Genomic DNA, 23078 nt, shown 5'->3' on the forward strand with positions numbered 1-23078 from the left:
TGATGAACCCTTGAGGGGAAAGGTCCCGAATGCTGATCTGGCTTGTCGAACTGGCGGACAAATTCCAATTCTTCAATCTGTTCCGCTACATCACGTTCCGCACCGGGGCTGCCGTCGTCACCTCCGCCATGATCGTCTTTCTGTTCGGGCCGGTCATGATCTCCTCGCTCCGGGTGCGCCAGGGCCGGGGCCAGCCGATTCGCGCGGACGGGCCGCAGACCCATTTCAAGAAGGCCGGCACGCCGACCATGGGCGGGCTGATGATTCTTGCCGGCATCGTCGCCAGCTCGCTGCTGTGGGCCGATCTCTCCAGCGTCTATGTCGTCTCCACCCTGCTGGTCACGCTCGGCTTCGGCGCCATCGGCTTTTATGACGACTATCTCAAGGTCACCAAACAGTCGGACAAGGGCTTTTCCGGGCGGGCGCGTCTGGCGATCGAATTCATGATCGCCGCGATCGCGGTCTATTTCATGATGCGCACGGCGCAGTCGGCCGGCACCAGCGGCTCCACCTTCGGCTCCTCGCTTACCTTCCCCTTCCTCAAGGACTTCACCCTCAATCTCGGCTATTTCTTCATCCTCTTCGGCGGTTTCGTCATCGTCGGCGCCGGCAATGCCGTGAACCTGACGGACGGGCTCGACGGGCTGGCTATCGTGCCGGTGATGATCGCGGCGGCCGCCTTCGGCCTGATCGCCTATCTCGCCGGCAATGCCGTCTTCGCCAATTACCTTCAGATCCATTTCGTGCCCGGCACGGGCGAGCTTGCCGTGATCCTCGGCGCGGTGATCGGCGCCGGCCTCGGCTTCCTCTGGTTCAACGCGCCGCCGGCCGCCATCTTCATGGGCGACACCGGCTCGCTGGCGCTGGGCGGCCTCATCGGCACCATCGCGGTCGCCACCAAGCACGAGATCGTCATGGTGATCATCGGCGGCCTGTTCGTGATGGAGACGCTCTCGGTCATCATCCAGGTGTTCTGGTTCAAGCGCACGGGACGGCGCGTCTTCCTGATGGCGCCGATCCACCATCATTTCGAGAAGAAGGGCTGGACCGAAAGCCAGGTCGTGATCCGCTTTTGGATCATCGCTGTCATCCTGGCGCTGGTCGGCCTGTCCACCCTGAAACTGCGGTGAGGCGGGCATGATCGCGGTCAAGAGCTTTGCCGGGCAGCGCGTGGCGCTGTTCGGCCTCGGCGGGTCTGGCCTTGCCACCGCGCTGGTGCTGAAGGCCGGCGGCGCGGATGTCGTGGCATGGGACGACAATCCCGTCAGCGTCGACAAGGCAGCCGGCGAGGGGATCGCCACGCAGGATCTGCGCGGGGCCGACTGGGCTCGGTTCACCGCCCTGATTCTCTCGCCCGGCGTGCCGCTCACCCATCCCAAGCCCCACTGGACCGTCGAGGCGGCCTCTGCCGCTGGCGTGCCCATCATCGGCGATGTCGAGCTCTTCTGCCGCGAGCGCCAGTCTGTTGCACCGGACGCGCCGTTGATCGCGATCACCGGCACCAATGGCAAGTCCACCACCACGGCGCTGATCGCCCATATCCTGTCTGCTTCCGGCCGCGATGCGCAGATGGGCGGCAATATCGGCCGCGCCGTCCTGACGCTCGATCCGCCGGCACCCGGCCGCGTCTATGTGGTGGAGTGCTCCTCTTATCAGATCGACCTCGCGCCCGGTCTTAATCCCACCGTCGGCATCCTTTTGAACCTGACGCCGGATCACCTGGACCGTCATGGCTCGATGGAACACTATGCGGCGATCAAGGAGCGTCTGGTGGCCGCCAGCGGCACGGCGGTGATCGGCGTTGATGATGCCTGGTGCGAGGCGATCGCCGACCGCGTGGCCTTGTCGGGTCGCAGCGTCATTCGCATCGCCCGGCACCGGCCGATCGGCGACGGCTTCTATGTCGAGGGATCGCGCATCATCAGGGCCGAAGGCGGGCTGCCCCAGCTCTTTGTCGATCTCGACGGGATCTCGACGCTGCGCGGCACCCATAATGGCCAGAATGCCTGCGCCGCCATTGCCGCCTGCCTGTCTATCGGCGTGTCGCCCGACGAGATCCGCGCGGGCCTCGCCTCTTTCCCGGGCCTCAAGCACCGCATGCAGCCGGTCGGCCGGCGCGGCGGCGTGGTCTTCGTCAATGACAGCAAGGCGACCAATGCGGAAGCCGCCGCGCCCGCTTTGTCGAGCTTTGCCCGCATCTACTGGATTGCCGGCGGCGTACCGAAAGAGGGCGGGATCGAAAGCCTGCGCGCGTTCTTCCCTAGGATTGCCAGGGCCTATCTGATCGGCCAGGCGGCAGACGCCTTCGCCGCCACGATCGGCGATGCCATTCCCGTCGACAGGGCCGGCACGCTGGAAGCGGCTGTTGCCCATGCGGCGGCCGATGCGACGGCTGCGGGCGAGGAAGCTGCCGTGCTGCTTTCCCCGGCCTGCGCAAGCTTCGACCAGTACAAGAACTTCGAACTGCGCGGCGAAGCCTTCGTCGCGCATGTGGCCACGCTCGAGGGCGTGACCATGCTGATCTGACCTGACCTTAGCTGACCTGATCTGGCGCGCCTTCGCAGGCAGGCTGCCGATCGCGAAATCTTGCGGCACCGCGCACTCAATGGAGGGCGCGATCCTGTAACACTTTCAATCCTCTGCATCATTTTTTGCATCAATCGAATCCGGTCGCGGAGGTGATGCATGAGGACAGGAACGAACGAGTCGACGGCCACGCGCGGTTGCGCGCCGCGCCGGGCGCTTCGGCTTGAAGAGGATGACATCATGGTAAGCCGTGCTCAAAGGGGCGCCGTCGCGGACTGGTTCTGGACGATCGACCGATTCTTCCTGGCCCTGTTCATCCTGCTGATGGGCATCGGCTTCATGCTTTCCTTCGCCGGCAGCCCGGCGGTGGCCGAGCGGCTGGGGCTCGACAGCTTCCACTTCGTCCGCCGGCACTCGATCTTCCTCATTCCCTCGCTGATCACCATGATCGGCCTGTCGTTCCTCACGCCCAGGCAGGTCCGGCGCACGGCGGTCATCATGCTGGCGGTGATGATCCTCTTGATGGTGCTGGTGCTCTTCTTCGGCCAGGAGGTCAAGGGCGGGCGGCGCTGGATCGGCATCGGCGCGCTCAGCCTGCAGCCCTCCGAGTTCATGAAGCCAGCCTTCATCGTCACCTGTGCCTGGCTGTTCTCCGAGCATGCGCGCCAGCCCGAAGTGCCGGGCAATCTCTTCGCCATCCTTCTCTATGTGATGGTCGTGGCGCTGCTCATCGCCCAGCCTGACCTTGGCCAGACCATCCTGACCACGGCCGTGTGGGGCGGCATGTTCTTCATGGCCGGCATGCCCTGGCTGTGGATCATCCTGCTCGGCGGCTTCGCCACCGGCGGCCTTGTGGTCGCCTACACGCTGCTGCCGCACGTGGCGGGCCGTATCGACCGCTTCATGACCGGGGAGGGTGATACTTTCCAGGTGGATACCGCGCGCGAGGCGATCATCCGGGGCGACTGGCTGGGGCGCGGCCCGGGCGAGGGCATCGTCAAGCGGATCATTCCCGACAGCCATACCGACTTCATCTTCTCGGTCGCGGCCGAGGAGTTCGGCATTCTCTTCTGCATGGTGATCGTGCTGATCTTCGCCTTGGTGGTGATGCGCGGCCTGACGCTGGCCATGCGCGAGCGCGACGACTTCACCCGTCTGGCCGTTGCCGGCCTGGTGCTGCAGATGGGCGTGCAGTCGATGATCAATGTCGGCGTCAATCTCGAACTGCTGCCGGCCAAGGGCATGACCCTGCCGCTGATCTCCTATGGCGGCTCGTCGATGGTGGCGATCTGCGTCACCGCCGGCTTCATCCTGGCGCTCACCCGGCACCGTCCGGAAAAGCGCGCGGTGGAGCGCAGCATGTTCCGCAGCGGCATCGGCGTTCCCGCCGAATGATCCGGCCACGCCGACCTCAAGCCGCCTGATTTTGCGGCTTAAGGTCGGCGGGCGTTCTGCCGCCTTTGCCCGTTCGTTCGTCCCGCGACCGCGCCACCGGCGCATCGACAGGGCCGGCTTCGCACGGTAGAGCGCGTCATTCCTTTGACCCAATGATTTTCCCGGTGGAAACCGTTTCGCAGTTTCGCCGGAAATGCTCTAGGAACGGTCATGACCAAAGATATCATCATGCTTGCCGCCGGCGGGACCGGCGGCCATCTGTTTCCGGCCGAGGCTCTGGCCCATGAGCTGACGGCACGGGGCTACGAGATCCATCTGGTGACCGACAGCCGCGCCGAGCGGTTCGCCGGCAAGTTTCCCGCCGCCGCCATCCATGTGGTGCCCTCCGCGACCGTCTCGGCGAAAAATCCGGTGAAGGCAGCCAGGGCGCTGTGGACGCTGTGGAGCGGCCTGCGGGTTGCCAAGAAGATCATGCGCAAGATCCGGCCGAAGGCCGTGGTCGGCTTCGGCGGCTATCCGACCGTGCCGCCGCTGATGGCAGCCAGCAGCCTTTCCATTCCCACCATGGTGCATGAGCAGAATGCGGTCATGGGCCGGGCGAACAAGGCGCTCGCCGCGCGCGTGCTGGCCATTGCCGGCGGCTTTCTGCCGGAAACGGAAGGCCCCTATGCCGCCAAGACGGTGACCACGGGCAATCCCGTACGCCCCGCCGTGCTGGCGGCGGCCGAGCGTCCCTTTGTCGCGCCGGGGCCGGAGGATCCTTTCCAGCTCGTCGTCTTCGGCGGCAGCCAGGGCGCACAGTTCTTTTCCAAGGCCATTCCCAATGCCATCAGCCTCCTGGACGAGAACCGGCGGCGGCGCATCGTCGTCACACAGCAGGCCCGGCCCGAGGATATGGACATGGTGCGTGGCTGCATGAGCCGGCTGGCGCTGGAGGCCTCCGTCTCGCCCTTCTTCAGCGACATGGCCGAGCGCATCGGCAAGGCGCATCTCGTCATCAGCCGCTCCGGCGCCTCGACCGTATCGGAACTCTCGGTCATCGGCCGGCCCGCGATTCTCGTGCCCTATCCCTACGCGCTCGACCATGATCAGGCCGCCAATGCCGCCACGCTTGCCGCCGCTGGCGGCGCCAAGGTCATCCCCCAGGCCGATCTCTCCGACGAGAAGCTGAGCGCCATCATCACCAGGGCCATGGACGACCCGGCTGCGCTCGCCACCATGGCCGCCAATGCCCGCAAGGCCGGCCGGCCGCACGCCGCCCGCTTGCTCGCCGACATGGTTGAAGCTATTGCCGGGGGCATGTCGATTGCAGAATTCAAGGAAAAACGCACATGAAACTGCCGCAGAGCATCGGCCTCGTCCATTTCATCGGGATCGGCGGCATCGGCATGAGCGGCATTGCCGAGGTGCTGCACAATCTCGGCCATAAGGTTCAGGGCTCCGATCAATCCGACAGCGCCAATGTCCAGCGCCTGCGGGACAAGGGCATCGAGGTCTTCGTCGGCCATCAGGCCGACAATCTCGGCGAGGCGGAAGTGGTGGTGGTCTCCACCGCGATCAAGAAGACCAATCCCGAGCTGATCGCCGCGCGCGAGAAGCTGCTGCCGGTCGTGCGCCGGGCGGAAATGCTGGCGGAGCTGATGCGCTTCCGCAGCTCGATCGCCATTGGCGGCACCCATGGCAAGACGACCACCACCTCGATGGTCGCGGCCCTTCTGGAAGCCGGCAATCTCGACCCCACTGTGATCAATGGCGGCATCATCAACGCCTATGGCACCAATGCCCGCATGGGCGAGGGCGAGTGGATGGTGGTGGAGGCCGACGAATCGGACGGCACCTTCCTGAAGTTGCCGGCCGACATTGCCGTCGTCACCAATATCGATCCCGAGCATCTCGACCATTACGGCCATTTCGATGCTGTGCGTGCGGCCTTCCGCCAGTTCGTCGAGAACGTGCCGTTCTACGGCTTCGGCGTCATGTGCCTCGACCATCCCGAGGTGCAGACAATGGTGGCCAAGATCGAGGACCGCAAGGTCATCACCTATGGCGAGAACCCGCAGGCCGACGTGCGCTTCCTCAATATCCGCATGGATGGCGCCACCTCGATCTTCGACGTGTCGATTCGCCGCCGGCGCACCGGCCAGACCATCGATCTGAAGGATCTGCGCCTGCCGATGCCGGGCCGTCACAATGTCTCGAACGCGACCGCCGCGATCGCCGTGGCGCAGCGTCTGGGGATCTCGCCAGAGGCGATCGCGCGCGGGCTTGCCGGCTTTGGCGGCGTCAAGCGGCGCTTCACCTTCACCGGCGAGTGGAACAATGTCCGCGTCTATGACGATTATGGGCACCATCCGGTGGAGATCAAGGCGGTGCTGAGGGCGGCGCGGGAAGCCTGTCAGGGCCGAATCATCGCCGTGCACCAGCCGCATCGCTACAGCCGCCTGCACAGCCTGTTCGAGGATTTCTCGGCCTGTTTCAACGATGCCGACACGATTCTTCTGGCGCCGGTCTATGCCGCGGGCGAGGAACCGATCGAGGGCGCGACGTCGCAGGAGCTGGTTTCGCGCATCAAGGCGGCCGGGCACCGCGATGCCCGCTTCGTCGAAGGGCCGGAAGCGCTCGCGCCCATCGTTTCTGCCATTGCGCAGCCGGGGGACTTCGTGGTTCTTTTGGGCGCCGGCAGCATCACGTCCTGGGCTGCCGCGCTTCCTCGGGAATTGGCAGGCATGGCAGGCAAGACAGAATGAAACAGGTGAACGGATCCAAACTTCTTGCCTCGCTGGGTGACGGCGTCAACGCCTTGCGCGGACGGCTGACGCCCGATGCGCCGATGGACCGCGTCACCTGGTTTCGCGCCGGCGGCCTGGCGGAGCTGATGTTCCAGCCGCATGACGTCGACGATCTCGTCGCCTTCCTGAAGCTCCTTCCCGAAGAGGTGCCGCTGATGGTGGCGGGCGTCGGCTCGAACCTTCTGGTGCGCGATGGCGGCATTCCCGGCGCGGTGGTGCGTCTTTCTGCCAAGGGCTTCGGCGATGTCGAGCTGGCGGGCGACAACCGCGTCAAGGCCGGCGCCATCTGCCCGGACAAGAACCTGGCGGCGATGACGCTCGACCACGGCATTGGCGGCTTTTTCTTCTATTACGGCATTCCCGGGTCGATCGGCGGCGCCTTGCGCATGAATGCCGGCGCTAATGGCGGGGAGACCTCCGAGCGTGTGGTGGAGGTCCATGCCGTCGACCGGCAGGGGAACCGCCACGTGCTGACGCGCGATGAGATGGGCTATGCCTATCGCCATTCCTCCGCGCCGAAGGATCTGATCTTCACCCATGCGATCTTCGAGGGCTATCCCGAGGACAAGGCGAAGATCCGGGCCGACATGGACGCCGTGCGCCATCACCGCGAAACCGTGCAGCCGATTCGCGAGAAGACCGGCGGCTCGACGTTCAAGAACCCGGAGGGACATTCCGCCTGGAAGCTGATCGACGAGGCCGGCTGCCGCGGCATGATGATCGGCGGGGCCCAGATGTCGCCGATGCATTGCAACTTCATGATCAACACCGGCCAGGCCACCGGCTACGAGCTGGAATATCTCGGCGAAACCGTGCGCCGGCGGGTGATGGAGCATTCCGGCGTGAAGCTGGAATGGGAGATCAAGCGCATTGGCAAGTTCATGCCGGGCTATGAGGTCAAGGAATTCCTCGGCGTGGCTCTGGTCTGATGCAGGAGGAGACGGCGCCGCTTCCGATCCCGGCGCCGCCACCGCTCGTGCACAATGAGCGGGTGAAGCTGACGGCTGCGGCGATCGACCGGCTGTCGACGGCCTGCGTTGCCGCCGGTTTCATTTCGCCCGTGGTTTCGCTTGCCAATGGGCAGATCATGATCTCCGCCTTCTCCCTTCCGATCGCCTTGTCGACAATGACTTGGCTTTTTACCGCTTTGATCCTAGATTTTGCGGCAAGACGTGTCCTCGGAAAGCTGAGACCATGACAGTCGCTCTCGCATTCTATCTCTATATCCTTCCCATCCTGATCGCAGCGACCGTCTGGGGCGCGATCTGGTGGCAGGAATGGCAGGAACGTCGCCACGGGCGATTTCCGCCCGCAGAATGAAAAACCCGCGAAATCATCGATTTCGCGGGTTTTTTGTTGATCAGGCATGAGAGGCGCGCGCCGGTTTTGTGCCGCGCGCCCTGATCGCTGTCAGACCTCGTCCTTGCCCGAGAGCAGGATGCAGGCCAGCGTGATCAGCGCGGCGATGCCGAGATAGTAGCCGACATAGGCCATGCCATAGGTCGACTGCAGATAGGTGGCGATGTAGGGCGCCAGCGAGGCGCCGAAGATGCCGGCGAAGTTGAAGGTGATCGACGAGCCGGTATAGCGCACCCGGGTCGGGAAGGGCGCGGCCAGCGCCGTGCCGATCAGGCCATAGGTCATGCCCATCAGGAACATGCCGATCAGCACGAACAGGTAGACGCCCGACAGCGCGCCGGCAAGCAGCACCGGCACCAGGAAGGAGAACAGGCCGATGGCGATGGTGGTGGCGATCAGCACCTCGCGCCGACCAAGCTTCTCGGCCAGCTTGCCCGAAATTGGAATGGCGATGCCGAAGATGACCGAGCCGAAGAGCTGGACTTCCAGCGCGTCCAGGAACGGAATGCCCAGCACCTTGGTGTTGTAGGACAAGAGATAGGCCGAGCCGATATAGAACAGCACGAAGGTGACCAGCGCGACGAAGGTGCCGAGCACGATCGAGCGCTTGTGGTTGCGGAAAAGCTCGGCCACGGGAACGGCCACGCGCTCGTGCTTGTCGATCGCCTTCTGGAAGTCGGGCGTCTCCGTGATCGACAGGCGGACCCAGAGGCCGACGGCGATCAGCACGATCGAGGCGACGAAGGGAATGCGCCAGCCCCAGCTCAAGAGCGCGTCCTGCGACATGACATGCAGCAGCAGCCAGAAGAAGCCCGAGGAGAGGAACAGGCCGACCGGCGCCCCGAGCTGCGGGAACATGCCGTACCAGGAGCGTTTGCCCGGAGGCGCGTTTTCCGTGGCCAGCAGCACCGCACCGCCCCACTCGCCGCCAAGGCCGAAGCCCTGCCCGAAGCGGCAGGCGGCCAACAGCAGCGGCGCGAGAACGCCGATCGACTCATAGGACGGCACCAGGCCGATCACGACCGTGGAGACGCCCATGGTCAGGAGCGCCGCCACCAGCGTGGTCTTGCGCCCGACGCGGTCGCCGAAATGCCCGAACACGATCGCGCCCAGCGGGCGGGCGAAGAAGGCGATGGAGAAGGTGGCGAAGGAAGCCAGAAGCGCCGAGGTCGGGTCGCTGGCCGGGAAGAAGATATGCGGAAACACCAGAACGGCGGCGGTCGCATAGACGTAGAAATCGAAGAATTCGATGGTGGTGCCGATCAGGCTCGCCAGGAGAACGCGCGATGCCGAATTGGTGCGCGCCCCCGTGGAATCCCTGGCCGGCGACACGGAATGTATCGCGTTGCTCATGGAAAGATCCAAACTGGAGATAATGAGGGGCCATATCAGGGCCGACATGAGCGGTCTCTTATCGCAATCATTTCGGGCGCGATACCCGATAAATACGACTGTTGCGGTGCAGTTTTAGGATGCGCTGCAGCAATCGCGCGGTCCCCAGCCGTCGCGGGCGTCGTCAGGCTGGTTCCGCCCCCCTGTTAACGGGGCCTGATTCCAGGCGCGAAGGGCGTCGTGATTCCCTTCGTCAGCCGTGAATTTGGCGCTAAAAAATACATTTCCATCAATGGTTTAGAGAAAGTAAACGCTTCGTTAACCTTAATGGCGCTCTATCGTGACAAGACAGGTCCGGCTCCGACTCGCCGCAGCGGTTTTCGACCCGTCGAACGATGTCACGCGACCGGTCTTTCCGGTGGGAGTTTTCGCCAATGAGTGCCAAGCATGTCGCCGTCCTGATGGGCGGCTTCTCGTCCGAGCGGCCCGTCAGCCTGTCCTCCGGGGAGGCGTGTGCGGCGGCGCTGGAAGGCGAGGGCTATCGGGTCACGCGCGTGGATGTCGGCCGCGACGTGTCCGCGGTGCTGTCGGCACTCAGGCCGGACGTCGCCTTCAACGCGCTGCATGGCCCTTTTGGCGAGGACGGCACGATCCAGGGCGTGCTGGAATATCTTGAGATTCCCTACACCCATTCCGGCATCCTGGCCTCCTCGCTGGCGATGGATAAGATCCAGGCCAAGCGGGTCGCCGCCGCCGTGGGCATTCCCGTCGCTCCGTCCAGGCTGTTGAATCGGCACGAGATCGGTCATCAGCATCCGCTGCCGCCGCCTTATGTGATCAAGCCGGTGCGCGAGGGCTCGAGCTTCGGCATCGTCATCGTCAAGGAAGACCAGAGCCATCCGCCGCAGATCGTCTCCTCGCCGGAGTGGCGCTATGGCGATCTGGTCATGGCGGAGCGCTATGTCGCCGGCCGCGAGCTCACCTGCGGCGTGATCGGCGCCGGCGAAGAGGCACGCCCTCTCGGGGTGACGGAGATCGTGCCGCTTGGTCACGCCTTCTACGACTATGAATCCAAATACGTTAAAGGCGGTTCTCAGCACATTCTTCCGGCGCAGATTTTACCGGAAATTTACCAAACTGTTCAAGAATTGGCGGTTGCGGCGCATCGCGCGATCGGGTGCCGGGGCGCGAGCCGCTCCGACTTCCGCCTGGATGATGGCGAGGGTGGAACGGGCGAACTGATCTGGCTGGAAGTCAACACCCAGCCCGGCATGACGCCGACCTCGCTCCTTCCTGAAATCGCGGCGCATGCGGGCATGCCCTTCGGGAAATTCTTGAGCTGGCTGGTGGAGGACGCATCGTGTTTGCGTTGAAGAGGCGAAGGACGGCGCGGCTGCGCGAGTCCGATCTTTTGGAGGCGGATGACAAGATCGTCCTGCCGCGCCCCTTGCGCCGCGTGACGCGGTTCCTCCTGTGCCTGTGCACGGGCCGGATCCGCTTTCCCGCCTATACGGGCACGATCTCGGCGCTGGCCCTGTTCGGCGCGACCGGTCTTTATGGCATGAATCTCGGCGGTCACAGCCAGACGGTGGCGCAGGCCACCACCTCGGCGGCAGGCTTTGCCATCGAGGACGTCAAGATCGCCGGCAATGAACAGACCTCGGACATCGACATCCTGCAGCAGCTCGGCCTCGACGGCACGACCTCGCTGGTGGCGCTCGACGTGGAGACCGCCCGCGACCTGATCGCGAAAATGCCCTGGGTCGAGCATGTGACCGTGCGCAAGGTCTATCCGCGCACGATCCAGGTGACGCTCAAGGAGCGCCAGGCCTTCGGCATCTGGCAGCACGGCACGGAACTGTCGCTGATCGAAAAGAGCGGCAGCGTGATCGCGCCGCTGCGCGACAACAAGTTCGCCGGCCTGCCGCTCTTCGTCGGTCGCGATGCGGAAACGGCGGCTGCCGGCTTCTACCAGAGCTTCTCGCGCTGGCCGGACATCCAGAAGCGGGTGAAGGCCTATGTCCGCATCGCCGGACGGCGCTGGGACCTGGTGATGGACAATGGCGTGACCGTGAAACTGCCGGAGCGCGACCTGGAGCGCGCCATGGAAGTGCTCAGCACCATGGAAGAGGGCCAGCAGCTTCTGGAGCGCGATATCGCCGCCGTCGATCTGCGCCTGGAAGACCGCACCACCATCCAGCTCAGCGCGGAGGCCGCCGCACGCCGCGGCAGCCTCGTTGACGCCCGCAACAAGCAATTGATGAAGCTCGAAAAGCAGGAGAGCGCCCTATGAGCGTCTTCGGGTCGTCCCACTTCGGCCTGCCGCGTCTCAAGCCCTTGTCGGCCAAGCGCACCCAGATCGTGTCGGTTCTCGACATCGGTTCGACCAAGGTGGTCTGCATGATCGGCCGGCTGACACCGCGCGCGGAAAGCCAGATCCTGCCGAATCGCACGCACAGCATCGAGATCATCGGCCTTGGCCACCACAAGTCGCGCGGCATGAAGAACGGCGTGATCGCCGATCTCGATGCCGTGGAAAGCGTGGTGCGCCTGGCGGTGGACGCGGCCGAGCGCATGGCGGGGCTGACGATCGACAGCCTGATCGTCAACATCTCCGCCGGGCGTCTGCAGAGTGACATCTACACCGCCACCATCGATCTCGGCGGGCAGGAAGTGGATCAGGCCGATCTCAAGCGCGTGCTGGCGGCAGCCGCCCAGCGCTCGCAGCGCCAGGACCGGATGATTCTCCACTCGCTGCCCACGGGCTATTCGCTCGATGGCGAACGCGGCATCCGCGATCCGCTGGCCATGTTCGGCGATGTGCTGGGCGTGGACATCCACATGCTGACGGCCGAGCGCGCGGCGCTGCGCAATCTCGAACTCTGCGTCAACCGCGCGCATCTCTCGGTCGAAGGGCTGGTGGCCACCCCTTATGCCAGCGGTCTGGCGACGCTGGTGGATGACGAGGTCGAGCTCGGCTGCGCGGCCATCGATCTGGGCGGCGGCACCACCACCATCTCGGTCTTCGCCGAAGGCCGCCTCGTTCATGCCGATGCGGTCTCGCTCGGCGGACACCATATCACCACGGATCTGGCGCGCGGCCTCTCCACGCGGATCGAGGATGCCGAGCGGCTGAAGGTCGTGCACGGCTCGGCCATGCCGAACGGCGCGGACGAGCGGGAAATGGTCAGCGTTCCGCCGATCGGCGAGGATGAGCGCGACCAGCCGACCCACGTGCCGCGCGCGCTGCTGTCGCGAATCGTCCGCGCCCGCGTCGAGGAAACGCTGGAACTGATTCGCGACCGCATCCAGCGCTCGGGCTTCTCGCCTATCGTCGGCAAGCGTGTGGTGCTGACCGGCGGCGGCAGCCAGCTGACCGGCCTGGCGGATGCAGCAAGGCGCGTTCTGGCGCGCAATGTGCGAATCGGTCGCCCTCTCGGCGTGTCCGGCCTGCCGGCTGCGGCCAAAGGCCCGGCCTTTTCCGCGGCCGTCGGGCTGATGATCTATCCCCAGGTCGCCGACCAGGAAACCCATGCGGCGCAGGGCGGTCTCATCGCCTCGCTGGCGGGAAACAACAGCCGCATCGCCCGGGTCGGGCAATGGCTGAAAGAAAGTTTCTGACGTCGTCCGTAAGGCCCCGCAATCGTGACGCAAGCTTCGCGCGGGAACGGACTGTTACGTTGATTGAGATTTGGCCGGCTCGGCAAGGCGGCCAGGTAGAAGGAAGGAACGGGTAAATGACCATCAACTTGCAGAAGCCGGACATCACCGAGCTCAAGCCGCGCATCACCGTCTTCGGTGTCGGCGGCGGCGGCGGCAACGCTGTCAACAACATGATCACCGCAGGCCTGCAGGGCGTCGATTTCGTCGTCGCCAACACCGACGCGCAGGCGCTGACCATGACCAAGGCCGAGCGAATCATCCAGATGGGTGTCGCCGTCACCGAAGGTCTGGGCGCCGGTTCGCAGCCGGAAGTCGGCCGCGCGGCCGCCGAGGAATGCATCGATGAGATCATCGATCACCTGAACGGCACGCATATGTGCTTCGTCACCGCCGGCATGGGCGGCGGCACCGGCACGGGCGCGGCTCCGGTCGTGGCCCAGGCGGCCCGCAACAAGGGCATCCTCACTGTCGGCGTCGTCACCAAGCCGTTCCACTTCGAGGGCCAGCGGCGCATGCGGCTTGCCGAACAGGGCATCGCCGAGCTGCAGAAGTCGGTCGATACGCTGATCGTCATCCCCAACCAGAACCTGTTCCGCATCGCCAATGACAAGACGACCTTCGCGGACGCCTTCGCCATGGCCGACCAGGTTCTCTATTCGGGTGTTGCCTGCATCACCGACCTCATGGTCAAGGAAGGCCTGATCAATCTCGACTTCGCCGACGTCCGCTCGGTGATGCGCGAAATGGGCCGCGCGATGATGGGCACGGGCGAAGCCTCCGGCGAAGGCCGCGCAATGGCTGCCGCCGAAGCCGCGATCGCCAACCCGCTGCTCGACGAAACCTCGATGAAGGGCGCCCAGGGCCTCTTGATCTCGATCACCGGCGGCCGTGACCTGACGCTGTTCGAGGTCGACGAAGCGGCGACCCGTATCCGTGAAGAAGTCGATCCGGATGCCAACATCATCCTCGGCGCAACCTTCGACGAAGACCTCGAAGGCCTCATCCGCGTCTCGGTCGTGGCAACCGGTATCGATCGCACGGCTGCGGAGGTGGCCGATCGCAATGCCAGCTTTCGCCCGGTAGCTCAGAAGGCCGCCCGTCCGGCCGCTGCCCAGCCGGCGCCGCAGGTTGCCGCTCCGGCCGCCGCCGTCGTTGCCCAGCCGGCTCCGGTCATGCAGCAGCCGGCAGCGCCCGCGCCGCAGCAGGTCGATGCCGTGGCTCAGGCGATCCGTGAGGCCGAGATCGAGCGCGAGCTCCTGATCCAGCAGCGCGCCGCCCAGCTGGCTGCCGCTCCGGCCCAGGCCGCGCCCGCCGAGGAGTTCCGTCCGCAGAGCCGGCTGTTTGCCCAGCCTGCTGCAGCCGAGCAGCCGCAGGCCTACCGCGCCCCGGCTCCGGAAGCGCCCGTCTATCAGCCGCAGCCGGCCCCGGTTGCCGCCCAGGCCCCGCGCTTCGAGGCGCCGCGCTACGAGGCTCCGCGTCAGGAGCCCGTCGCCCCCGTCATGCGCCAGCCGATGCCCGAGCCCGTGCGCATGCCCAAGGTCGAGGACTTCCCGCCGATGGTGAAGGCCGAAGCCGAGCGCCGCGCCCAGCCCGCGCCGCAGCCGGAAGAACGCGGCGCCATGGGCCTGCTGAAGCGAATCACCAATTCGCTCGGCCGCCGCGAAGAAGAAGACAGCAGCGTTTCGGCCGATATGACGGCCGGAGCGCCGAGCGCTGCCTCGCAGCAGCGCCGCCCGCTCTCGCCCGAGGCGAGCGTCTACGCCCCGCGTCGCGGGTCGCTGGACGACCACGGTCGCATGGCCGCGCAGCCGCGCAGCCATGAGGACGATCAGCTCGAAATCCCGGCCTTCCTGCGCCGTCAGTCGAACTGATCCCGACCGTTTCTTCCACCTTGCCGAATGCCCGGGCACAATGCCCGGGCATTTTTGTTTTTCCCGTTTTCAAACAAATGGTTAAGATGGTGTATCATTCGTAACAAATCGAAAGAAACAGTGATTTGGAATGACGCGCCGCCCGCTCTATCTTCACAATTAAGCTCTTGCGCTCCCACGGTTGCGACTCTTCACTGAGGCGGCTAATCAACGGGAAGGCTGGGGAATGCCGGGCGCCGCACGGGTGCCGGGGGACTGAAACGGCCACTCTTTCACGGGTTCGATCGCGATTTCCGGTCATCGGCATCGTGGTGACGCCGAAACCTTCATGGTTTCGGCGCGGCGGATTTCGGCCTTACGGTCGGGCACAGGGCAGACGAAACGGAGTTCGGCGGATCGCGCCGGCAAGCAGTGAAGGCATGACGCGTATGGGTATGACAATCGGTTCTTTGGGCTATCAGACGACGGTCGCACGGTCGGTCACGTTGTCTGGAACCGGCGTTCACTCCGGTGCGGCGGCCTCGATCACCTTCCATCCCGCCGAAGCCGATAGCGGCATTGTTTTCCAGCGCATGGATGGCGATGCCGTCGTGAGCGAATTCCGCGCGGTCTCCGCCAATGTCGGCAACACCGATCTCTGCACCGTTCTGGGCTTTTCGCCTGCCACCGCCATCGCCACGATCGAGCATGTCATGGCCGCGCTCTATGCCATCGGTGTCGACAATCTGCTGGTCGAGGTTCAGGGCGGCGAAATGCCGATCATGGACGGCAGCTCCGCGCCCTTCTTCGAGGCGATCGAGCAGGCCGGGCTGAAGGCGCTGGCCGTCAAGCGCCGCGTTATCCGCGTGCTGAAGCCGGTGCGTGTCGAGCATGGCGCCTCCTGGTCCGAATTCCTGCCGCATGACGCCATGCGCTTCGAGGTCGAGATCGATTTCGACACGCCGCTGATCGGCCGCCAGGTCTGGAAGGGCGACATGACGCCGTCGACCTTCAAGCGCGAGCTGTCGCGTGCCCGCACCTTCGGCTTCATGCGCGATGTCGAGCGCATGTGGGCTGCTGGGCGCGGCCTGGGCTCGTCGCTCGAAAATTCCGTCGTGATTTCCGATGACCACACCGTCATCAACATCGAAGGCCTGCGCTACCCTGGCGACGAATTCGTGCGCCACAAGACGCTGGATGCCGTGGGCGATCTGGCGCTGGCAGGCATGCCCTTCCTGGGCATCTACCGCTCCTATCGCGGCGGCCACAAGATGAATGCCTATGCGCTCAAGGCGCTGATGAGCGATCCGACGGCCTACGAGATCGTGGAGAGCCAGCCGGCACGCGCCCGCATCCTGCGCGAGCCGGTTCTGGCCGCGGCGGCCTCCGTTCCGGCCTGAGGGCCTTCGGCTCACCTGCTGTTCGCCCCTGCTTGCGAGGCCGCGGTTCTCCGCGGCCTTTTCCTTTGCAACAGAAAGACTTGCCGGCTTTCAGCCCCCGTCTTTTGCCAGCCATCTGCCACAAAAAAGCGTTAATCCGTCATCAGGACATTGCGGGCGTGGTGCGCTTTGCACTAAGAGCTTGAGGCAAAGTTTCCGACGGCATTGCCGGACTGGACGATTCTTGAGGGACGGGCCATCTGGCGGCCGGGGCGGCATGCTCCTGCACAGACCTCTCCTTGAAGCGACGGTGCGGCTTGCCTGCGGAAGAGTGGGCGGAGCGTTTGACCACGTGTCTTGGCACCATCGCGATTCGGCATGGCTGCCTTGGCCATGGGTCGCAGCGGCAGCGGGGCACCTGCCGGATAACGGGATTGTTTTGATGGACTTTGCACACCACTTCGGAGTGAAGAAGCTGGCGCGGGGCGGCATGATCGCGCTGTCGCTGAGCCTGAGCGGCGTGCTCCTGTCTGCCTGCCAGAATGATCCCGACATCGATATCACCAAGCTCAAGGCCGATACCGATCCGCCGGACGTGCTCTATCGTCAGGGCCTTGCCAACCTCAACGCCGGTAAGACCACCGAGGCGGCCCGCAAGTTCGATGCGATCGACCGCGAGCATCCCTTCTCCGAATATGCGCGCAAGGCGCTGGTGATGAAGGCCTTCGTCGCCTATCGCAATGGCCAGTCGCAGGATGCGATCAACGCCGCCACGCGCTATCTCAATCTCTATCCCCAGTCGGAGGATGCGGCCTATGCCCAGTATATTCTGGGCCTGGCCTATGCCAAGCAGATCCCGACGGTGACTCAGGACCAGAAGCCGGCCTTCAAGACCATCGAGGCGATGCAGGCCGTCATCGATAAATATCCAAACAGCCCCTATGTCGAGGATGCGCGCGCCAAGGTGCGTTTCGCCAAGGACCAGCTCGCCGGCAAGGAAATGCAGGTCGGCCGCTATTATCTCGAGCGCAAGGAATATCTGGCGGCTGCCGCGCGCTTCCGCACGGTGGTCGAGCAATATCCCACCACCAATCAGGTCGAGGAAGCGCTCGCCCGGCTGGTGGAAACCTATTTCGCCATGGGCGTGACCTCCGAGGCGCAGACGGCGGCGGCGGTGCTCGGCCATAACTATCCCGACAGCCAGTGGTATGCTGATTCCTACAAGCTTCTGCAGGGCAACGGCCTGGAACCGCGCGAAAATGGCGGCTCCTGGATTTCGCGCGCCGGCAAGAAGCTGATCGGCGCCTAACCTTCAGACCGGCGGATGCTCTCCCAGATCTCGATCCGCGACATCGTTCTCATCGAACGACTGGACCTTTCCTTCGACGCTGGCCTCTCGGTGCTGACCGGCGAGACCGGCGCCGGCAAGTCGATCCTGCTCGACAGCCTGTCTCTGGCGCTGGGCGGCCGCGGCGATGGATCGCTGGTGCGCCACGGCGCCGACCGCGGGCAGGTGACGGCGGTCTTCGACATTGCCGGCGACCATCCGGCCCGCGCTTTCGTGCGCGACAATGGCATCGACGATGATGGCGACCTGATCTTCCGCCGGGTGCAATCCGGCGACGGGCGCACCAAGGCCTATATCAACGACCAGCCCGTTTCCGTTCAGCTTCTGCGCCAGGCCGGCCAGCTGCTGGTGGAAATTCACGGCCAGCATGACGACCGTGCTCTGGTCGATGCCGATGCCCATCGCACCCTGCTGGATGCCTTCGGCGCGCTGCACGCCGAGGCCGAGGCGGTCTCCGGCCTTTACCGCCAGTGGCGCGACAGCGAGCGCGGTTTCAAGAAGCATCGCGAGAAGGTCGAGGCGGCTGCCCGCGAGGCGGACTATATCCGCGCGAGCGTCGAGGAGCTCGAGGCGCTGAGCCCGGTCGATGGCGAGGAGGATGAGCTCGCCGAGCGCCGCGGGCGGATGATGAAGGCCGAGCGGATCGCCGTCGACATCAACGAGGCGAGCGAATTCCTGAATGGCCATGCCTCGCCCGTGCCGCAGATCGCCTCGCTGGTGCGCCGTCTCGAGCGCAAGAGCCATGAGGCGCCGGGCCTGCTGGAAGAAACCGTGACCTTCCTCGATACGGCGCTGAACCATCTCTCCGATGCGCAGATGGCGGTGGAAGCCGCGCTGCGCAAGACGGAATATGACCCGAAGGAGCTGGAGCGGGTCGAGGAACGGCTGTTCGCGCTGCGCGCCGCGGCGCGCAAATATTCCGTTCCGGTGACCGAGCTACCGGCGCTCGCCCAGCGCATGGTCGCCAATCTGGCCGATCTCGATGCGGGCGAAGAGACACTGCGCAAGCTGGAGGCGGCCGTGGCCGCGGCGCGCGAGACCTACGACACAGCAGCTTCCGCCCTGTCCGCCAAGCGCCACAAGACCGCCGCCACGCTGTCAGACGCCGTCATGGCCGAGCTGCCGGCGCTGAAGCTGGAGCGGGCGCGCTTCACCGTGCAGGTCTCGAGCGATCCGACGACGCCGGCGGCCGAAGGGATCGACATTGTCGAATTTCATGTCCAGACCAATCCGGGCACGCGGCCGGGCCCGATCATGAAAGTGGCTTCGGGCGGCGAACTCTCGCGTTTCCTGCTGGCGCTGAAGGTGGCGCTCGCCGATCGCGGCTCCGCGCCGACCCTGGTCTTCGATGAGATCGACACCGGCGTCGGCGGCGCAGTGGCCGATGCCATTGGCCAGCGGCTGAAGCGGCTGTCTTCGCGGGTGCAGGTTCTGTCCGTCACCCATGCACCGCAGGTCGCCGCACGCGCCGCCACCCATCTTCTGATTTCCAAGGGACCGAGCGAGGGGCAGGGCGACCGCATCTCGACCCGCGTTGCCCGCATGGACGAAAAGGCCCGGCGCGAGGAGATCGCCCGCATGCTGGCCGGCGCCTCGATCACCGAGGAAGCCCGCGCCGCCGCTGCCCGGCTTCTGGCCGGCAATGGCTAGCCCATCGGACTGAAGATTTGGGCCCGGTTTTGGGATGGCGGCATGCGACAGGCAAGCACTTGAGGCGCGGCGGCCCCCGGGAGTGAGATCCCGCTATGCGTGAAAGCCGGATTGGCGGGTGGCGCAAAGACGCCACCCGCCGGCCGGTTACCCGACCCGTCCGCGAGCGTCAGGAGGAGATTGCTCAAGCGGACCTGCTGGCCCGGCGTGGGAAGCCTGAGGGAGGAGGAGGCTTCCGGCGCTTGGATGGGCCAAGCAGCCTGGCGCCTTGTCCGGCGGCAGTTGCGGCCGACTTTTAGCGCTTTGGACGTGGCGGAGAAGCCATGTTCCCTCATGGGAGCCATGCGGCACGGCCCCCTTGCCAAACGCGTTAAAAAAGGCGGCAGACGGGGCGGGTTGTGCTGGCGGCCTGTTCAGCAAGGCGGCTTGCCGTCGCGCCGAGGCGTGCGCTTTTTGTTTTCTGCATCGGATTCGTCGGAAAGGCCTGCTTCCATTGTTTGGTCCGATGCTCTGGGACGCGTCGTGATTTCCCGGATTTGCGTCCTGCGTTTAAGCCCTTGTTTTATCGCATGTCGTCATCGCAAAACCGGTTCCCGTTTTTGTGCGACATGCTGTAGGCTGGCGGCGACTCGCCGCCCTCGTGTCCTCGCCTCGTGCTTTTGCGGATCCGCTCCGCATGTCAGGTCATTCCGGCGGCTCTTCATGCGCCGGCCTCTCGGCCGGCGCCGATCAGGAAGCCGCAGCATGTATCAGTCCTTCGACGTCACCTCCACGCCGCAATTCGGGAAGGAGCGGGTGGCCGCCCTGCGCGCCGCGCTTGGCGATGCCGGCGCCGATGCGTTTCTGGTGCCGCGGGCGGATGAATATCAGGGCGAATATGTTCCGGCCTGCGCGGAACGTCTCGCCTGGCTGACGGGCTTTACCGGCTCGGCCGGCATCGCGTTGATCCTGCCGGAGCGCGCCATCGTCTTCGTCGACGGGCGCTATGTGACGCAACTGGCGGAGCAGGTTGACGGTACCGTGTTCGCGGGCGGCGATCTGATCGGCGAGCCGCCGCATCTCTGGCTGGAGCGGCATGGGCCCGAAGGCCTGCGGCTTGGCATCGATCCGGCGCTGCATACGGGCGCGGAGGTGCGCAAGCTCCGGGCCGCGCTGGAAAAGCGCAGCGGCAGCCTGGTCTTCCTCGAAGCGAATCCGGTGGATGCGCTGTGGGCCGACCGGCCGTCCGAGCCGCTCGGCCCGGTGACGATCCAGACCGAGGCGCATGCCGGCAGGCTGGCGCGCGAGAAGATCGCCGAGATGGCGGAAAGCACCGCCAAGGCCGGCGCCGATGCGCTGCTCGTCACCGATCCGCAGTCGATCGCCTGGATCTTCAACCTGCGCGGCGCCGACGTGCCGCACACGCCGAACCCGCTGGCCCGCGCCATTATTCAGGCAGACGGAGCGGCGGAGATCTTCATCGATCTGCGCAAGCTTACCATCGAGACCAAGGCCTATCTGACGCAGGTCGCCACGATTGCCGAGCCCTCCGCCTTCACGGGCCGGGTGGCGGCGCTGGCGGGCGAGGGGCGGCGCCTCCTGATCGATCCCGATCATGCGAGCTTCGCCGTGGCTGAGCTGATCCGGCAGCAGGGCGGCAGCGTGGTGGAGGGCGCCGATCCGGCGCGCCTGCCGCGCGCGACGAAGAATGCCGTGGAGATCGAGGGCGCCCGCCGGGCGCATCTGCAGGATGGCGCGGCGATGGTCGAATTCCTGTGCTGGCTCGACGCTCAGGCGCCCGGCAGCATCAGCGAAATCCAGGCGGTTGAAAAACTGGAGGCCTGCCGCATCGCTGTGGGCGAGCGCCTGCAAAATCCGCTGAAGGACATTTCCTTCGATACGATTTCGGGCGCCGGCGCGCATGCGGCGATCATGCATTACCGCGTGACCCATGAAAGCGACGCGCCGCTGGAAGCCGGCACGCTGTTCCTGATTGATTCCGGCGGGCAATATATCAACGGCACGACGGACATCACCCGAACGGTGGCCATCGGCACGCCGCCGGAGGAGGGGCGCCGGCTCTTCACTCTGGTGCTGAAGGGCATGATCGCCCTGTCGACCGCGCGCTTTCCCAAGGGCTCGCGCGGCGTCGAGCTGGATCCGCTGGTGCGCATCGGTCTATGGAAAGCCGGCGTCGATTTCGCCCATGGCACCGGCCATGGCATCGGCTCCTATCTCTCGGTGCATGAAGGGCCGCAGCGCATCTCGCGCGCCGGTATGCAGGAGATTTTGCCCGGCATGCTCCTGTCGAACGAGCCCGGCTATTACCGCCCTGGTGCTTTCGGCATTCGCATCGAGAATGTCATCCACACCCTGCCGGCCACGCCGATCGACGGCGGCGACATTCCCATGCTTGGCTTCGAGACGATCACCTTCTGCCCGATCGACCGGCGGCTGATCGATCCCGCCTTGTTGACGGGGGATGAGCGCGCCTGGCTCGACGCCTATCACGCCGAGACGCGGGAAAAGCTCACGCCGTTCCTGGACGATGCCGGGGCCAAGGCCTGGCTGGAGCAGGTGACACAGCCGCTCGACGTGTAAATTCCGACGGTGTTCCCGGTCGCCGGTTCGCGGCGGCCGATGTCCGCAGCGCCGCTGTGAATCGCATGATTTGGATAGGCTGGCGCGCAATTTCCGCCCGCTTCGGCTCAGGCCCGGCCTCGGGTCTGTCTGCGCCTCAGAAGCCGATCTGGCGCAGCCCCATGACCACGGCCCAGCCGAGGAGCAGCATCGGCACCGGCGCCAGTCGGAAGCCGGCGAGGAAGGCCACGACGATGGCGATGGCCGCATCGCGCCCGCCGGTGATCAGCGCCGGCGCCACCAGCGTGGACAGGACGGCCGCCGGCACCGCGTCCAGTGCGGCCATCAGCCGGGGTGGCAGACGCTCGAAACGGCGGACGATCAGATAGCCGCCGATGCGGGTTGCATAGGTCGCCAGAGCCGCCAGAAGGATGACGGGAACATAGCCAAACGTTGCGTTCATGGTCCCGGAACCCATCAGTTTCTGTGGTCTTTTGAGATTGCGCTGTCTTTTTCCTCGGCCGGCAAAGGCAGACAGGCGGCCAGCACCATGCCCACAACCGCGCCGATGCTGACATGCCAGGGCGAGCCCACGACCTTGAGCGCCAGCACGGAGACCACCGACGCGGTCGCGACCACGGGCAGCCAGTTTCGCCGCTGGCGAAAGCCCATGACCAGCGAGAGAAAATAGATCGGCAGGAGCACGTCGAGGCCGATGGCCGCGGGATTGCCGATCAGGCCGGCGAAGACCGCGCCGAGTGCTGTGGCGATCTGCCAGGGCACATAGAGGCCGATGCCATAGCCCAGGAACCAGGGGAAGCGCACCCGCCCGGTGGCGTCCGCCCGTCGCTCGGTTTCGGCATAATGCGGATCGGTCAGCAGGAACAGGCCGAAGGCCTTCTGCGCGCGGCTGAAATGGGCGATGTGCCGGGCGATGGAGGCCGAATAGAGCACCATGCGGAAATTGACGGCGAAGATCGAGAGAACGATCAGCCAGGGCTGAACCTTCTGGCCGAACAGCTCGATGCCCACCATCTGGCTCGCCCCGGCAAAGACCGTGGCGCTCATCAGCATGGCCTCGGAAATCGACAGGCCATTGTCGACCGCCAGCGCGCCGAACAGCGCGCCAAAGGGGCAGGCGGAGAGAATGGCGGGCAGGGCCTTGCGCGCGCCGCGCCAGAATTCATGCGCCGCTGTGTCCGTCATCTCAGCTGATATCCCGTTGAAC

The 23078-nt window shown here is 65.3% G+C and carries 18 protein-coding genes; 14 read left to right on the forward strand and 4 right to left on the reverse strand.

Annotation, left to right across the window (positions count from 1 at the left end):
• The first annotated feature begins 29 nt into the window (after positions 1 to 29).
• The 6 genes from mraY to murB all read left to right on the forward strand — a co-directional run bounded on the left by mraY (position 30) and on the right by murB (position 7639).
• Entirely contained in the window at positions 30 to 1130 is a 1101-nt protein-coding gene (gene mraY, locus BJF92_RS04330) for a phospho-N-acetylmuramoyl-pentapeptide-transferase (protein WP_075633545.1), read from the forward strand.
• Between the two features lie 7 nt (positions 1131 to 1137).
• A complete protein-coding gene (murD, locus tag BJF92_RS04335; protein WP_075633546.1) occupies positions 1138 to 2526 on the forward strand; it encodes a UDP-N-acetylmuramoyl-L-alanine--D-glutamate ligase in 1389 nt (462 codons plus the stop codon).
• 240 nt (positions 2527 to 2766) lie between these two features.
• Complete coding sequence (gene ftsW / locus BJF92_RS04340; RefSeq protein ID WP_075633547.1) at positions 2767 to 3921, forward strand: putative lipid II flippase FtsW; 1155 nt, start codon at positions 2767 to 2769, stop codon at positions 3919 to 3921.
• Positions 3922 to 4131: 210 nt separating this feature from the next.
• Positions 4132 to 5256 carry an undecaprenyldiphospho-muramoylpentapeptide beta-N-acetylglucosaminyltransferase gene (gene murG / locus BJF92_RS04345; RefSeq protein ID WP_075633548.1) on the forward strand — a complete coding sequence of 375 codons (1125 nt, stop codon included), beginning with the start codon at positions 4132 to 4134 and terminating at the stop codon, positions 5254 to 5256.
• A complete protein-coding gene (murC, locus tag BJF92_RS04350) occupies positions 5253 to 6668 on the forward strand; it encodes a UDP-N-acetylmuramate--L-alanine ligase (RefSeq protein ID WP_075633549.1) in 1416 nt (471 codons plus the stop codon). Before murG ends, murC begins: the two co-directional genes overlap by 4 nt.
• A complete protein-coding gene (murB, locus tag BJF92_RS04355) occupies positions 6665 to 7639 on the forward strand; it encodes a UDP-N-acetylmuramate dehydrogenase (RefSeq protein ID WP_075633550.1) in 975 nt (324 codons plus the stop codon). Before murC ends, murB begins: the two co-directional genes overlap by 4 nt.
• Here murB and BJF92_RS24960 read toward each other — a convergent pair.
• Both BJF92_RS24960 and BJF92_RS04365 read right to left on the reverse strand, forming a co-directional pair.
• Positions 7608 to 8078 carry a hypothetical protein gene (locus BJF92_RS24960; protein ID WP_143523892.1) on the reverse strand — a complete coding sequence of 157 codons (471 nt, stop codon included), beginning with the start codon at positions 8076 to 8078 and terminating at the stop codon, positions 7608 to 7610. The genes murB and BJF92_RS24960 overlap by 32 nt on opposite strands.
• Positions 8079 to 8120: 42 nt before the next feature.
• A complete protein-coding gene (locus BJF92_RS04365) occupies positions 8121 to 9422 on the reverse strand; it encodes an MFS transporter (RefSeq protein ID WP_075633925.1) in 1302 nt (433 codons plus the stop codon).
• A 413-nt stretch (positions 9423 to 9835) separates the two neighbouring features.
• Between BJF92_RS04365 and BJF92_RS04370 the strand changes: the two genes are divergently transcribed.
• The 8 genes from BJF92_RS04370 (at position 9836) to BJF92_RS04405 (ending at position 21871) form a co-directional block, all read left to right on the forward strand.
• Positions 9836 to 10774 (forward strand): D-alanine--D-alanine ligase, encoded by a 939-nt coding sequence (locus BJF92_RS04370; protein ID WP_075633552.1) that lies wholly within the window; start codon positions 9836 to 9838, stop codon positions 10772 to 10774.
• Positions 10762 to 11694 (forward strand): cell division protein FtsQ/DivIB, encoded by a 933-nt coding sequence (locus BJF92_RS04375; RefSeq protein ID WP_075633553.1) that lies wholly within the window; start codon positions 10762 to 10764, stop codon positions 11692 to 11694. The genes BJF92_RS04370 and BJF92_RS04375 overlap by 13 nt, the downstream gene beginning before the upstream one ends.
• Entirely contained in the window at positions 11691 to 13022 is a 1332-nt protein-coding gene (gene ftsA, locus BJF92_RS04380) for a cell division protein FtsA (protein ID WP_075633554.1), read from the forward strand. Before BJF92_RS04375 ends, ftsA begins: the two co-directional genes overlap by 4 nt.
• A gap of 116 nt (positions 13023 to 13138) precedes the next feature.
• Positions 13139 to 14935 (forward strand): cell division protein FtsZ, encoded by a 1797-nt coding sequence (ftsZ, locus tag BJF92_RS04385; RefSeq protein WP_075633555.1) that lies wholly within the window; start codon positions 13139 to 13141, stop codon positions 14933 to 14935.
• Between the two features lie 434 nt (positions 14936 to 15369).
• Positions 15370 to 16314 (forward strand): UDP-3-O-acyl-N-acetylglucosamine deacetylase, encoded by a 945-nt coding sequence (gene lpxC / locus BJF92_RS04390; protein ID WP_075633556.1) that lies wholly within the window; start codon positions 15370 to 15372, stop codon positions 16312 to 16314.
• Between the two features lie 469 nt (positions 16315 to 16783).
• Entirely contained in the window at positions 16784 to 17602 is an 819-nt protein-coding gene (locus tag BJF92_RS04395) for an outer membrane protein assembly factor BamD (RefSeq protein ID WP_245294666.1), read from the forward strand.
• Between the two features lie 15 nt (positions 17603 to 17617).
• A complete protein-coding gene (recN, locus tag BJF92_RS04400) occupies positions 17618 to 19291 on the forward strand; it encodes a DNA repair protein RecN (RefSeq protein WP_075633558.1) in 1674 nt (557 codons plus the stop codon).
• Positions 19292 to 20035: 744 nt separating this feature from the next.
• A complete protein-coding gene (locus tag BJF92_RS04405) occupies positions 20036 to 21871 on the forward strand; it encodes an aminopeptidase P family protein (protein ID WP_075633559.1) in 1836 nt (611 codons plus the stop codon).
• A 136-nt stretch (positions 21872 to 22007) separates the two neighbouring features.
• On the opposite strand, the gene BJF92_RS04410 is transcribed toward BJF92_RS04405, so the two are convergent.
• Entirely contained in the window at positions 22008 to 22313 is a 306-nt protein-coding gene (locus BJF92_RS04410) for an AzlD family protein (protein ID WP_075633926.1), read from the reverse strand.
• 14 nt (positions 22314 to 22327) lie between these two features.
• The gene (locus BJF92_RS04415; protein ID WP_075633560.1) at positions 22328 to 23056 is read right to left on the reverse strand and encodes an AzlC family ABC transporter permease; all 729 of its coding nucleotides are present in this window, start codon (positions 23054 to 23056) and stop codon (positions 22328 to 22330) included.
• Between the last annotated feature and the right edge of the window lie 22 nt (positions 23057 to 23078).

It is taken from the genome of Xaviernesmea rhizosphaerae (assembly GCF_001938945.1).
Taxonomy (GTDB): domain Bacteria; phylum Pseudomonadota; class Alphaproteobacteria; order Rhizobiales; family Rhizobiaceae; genus Xaviernesmea; species Xaviernesmea rhizosphaerae.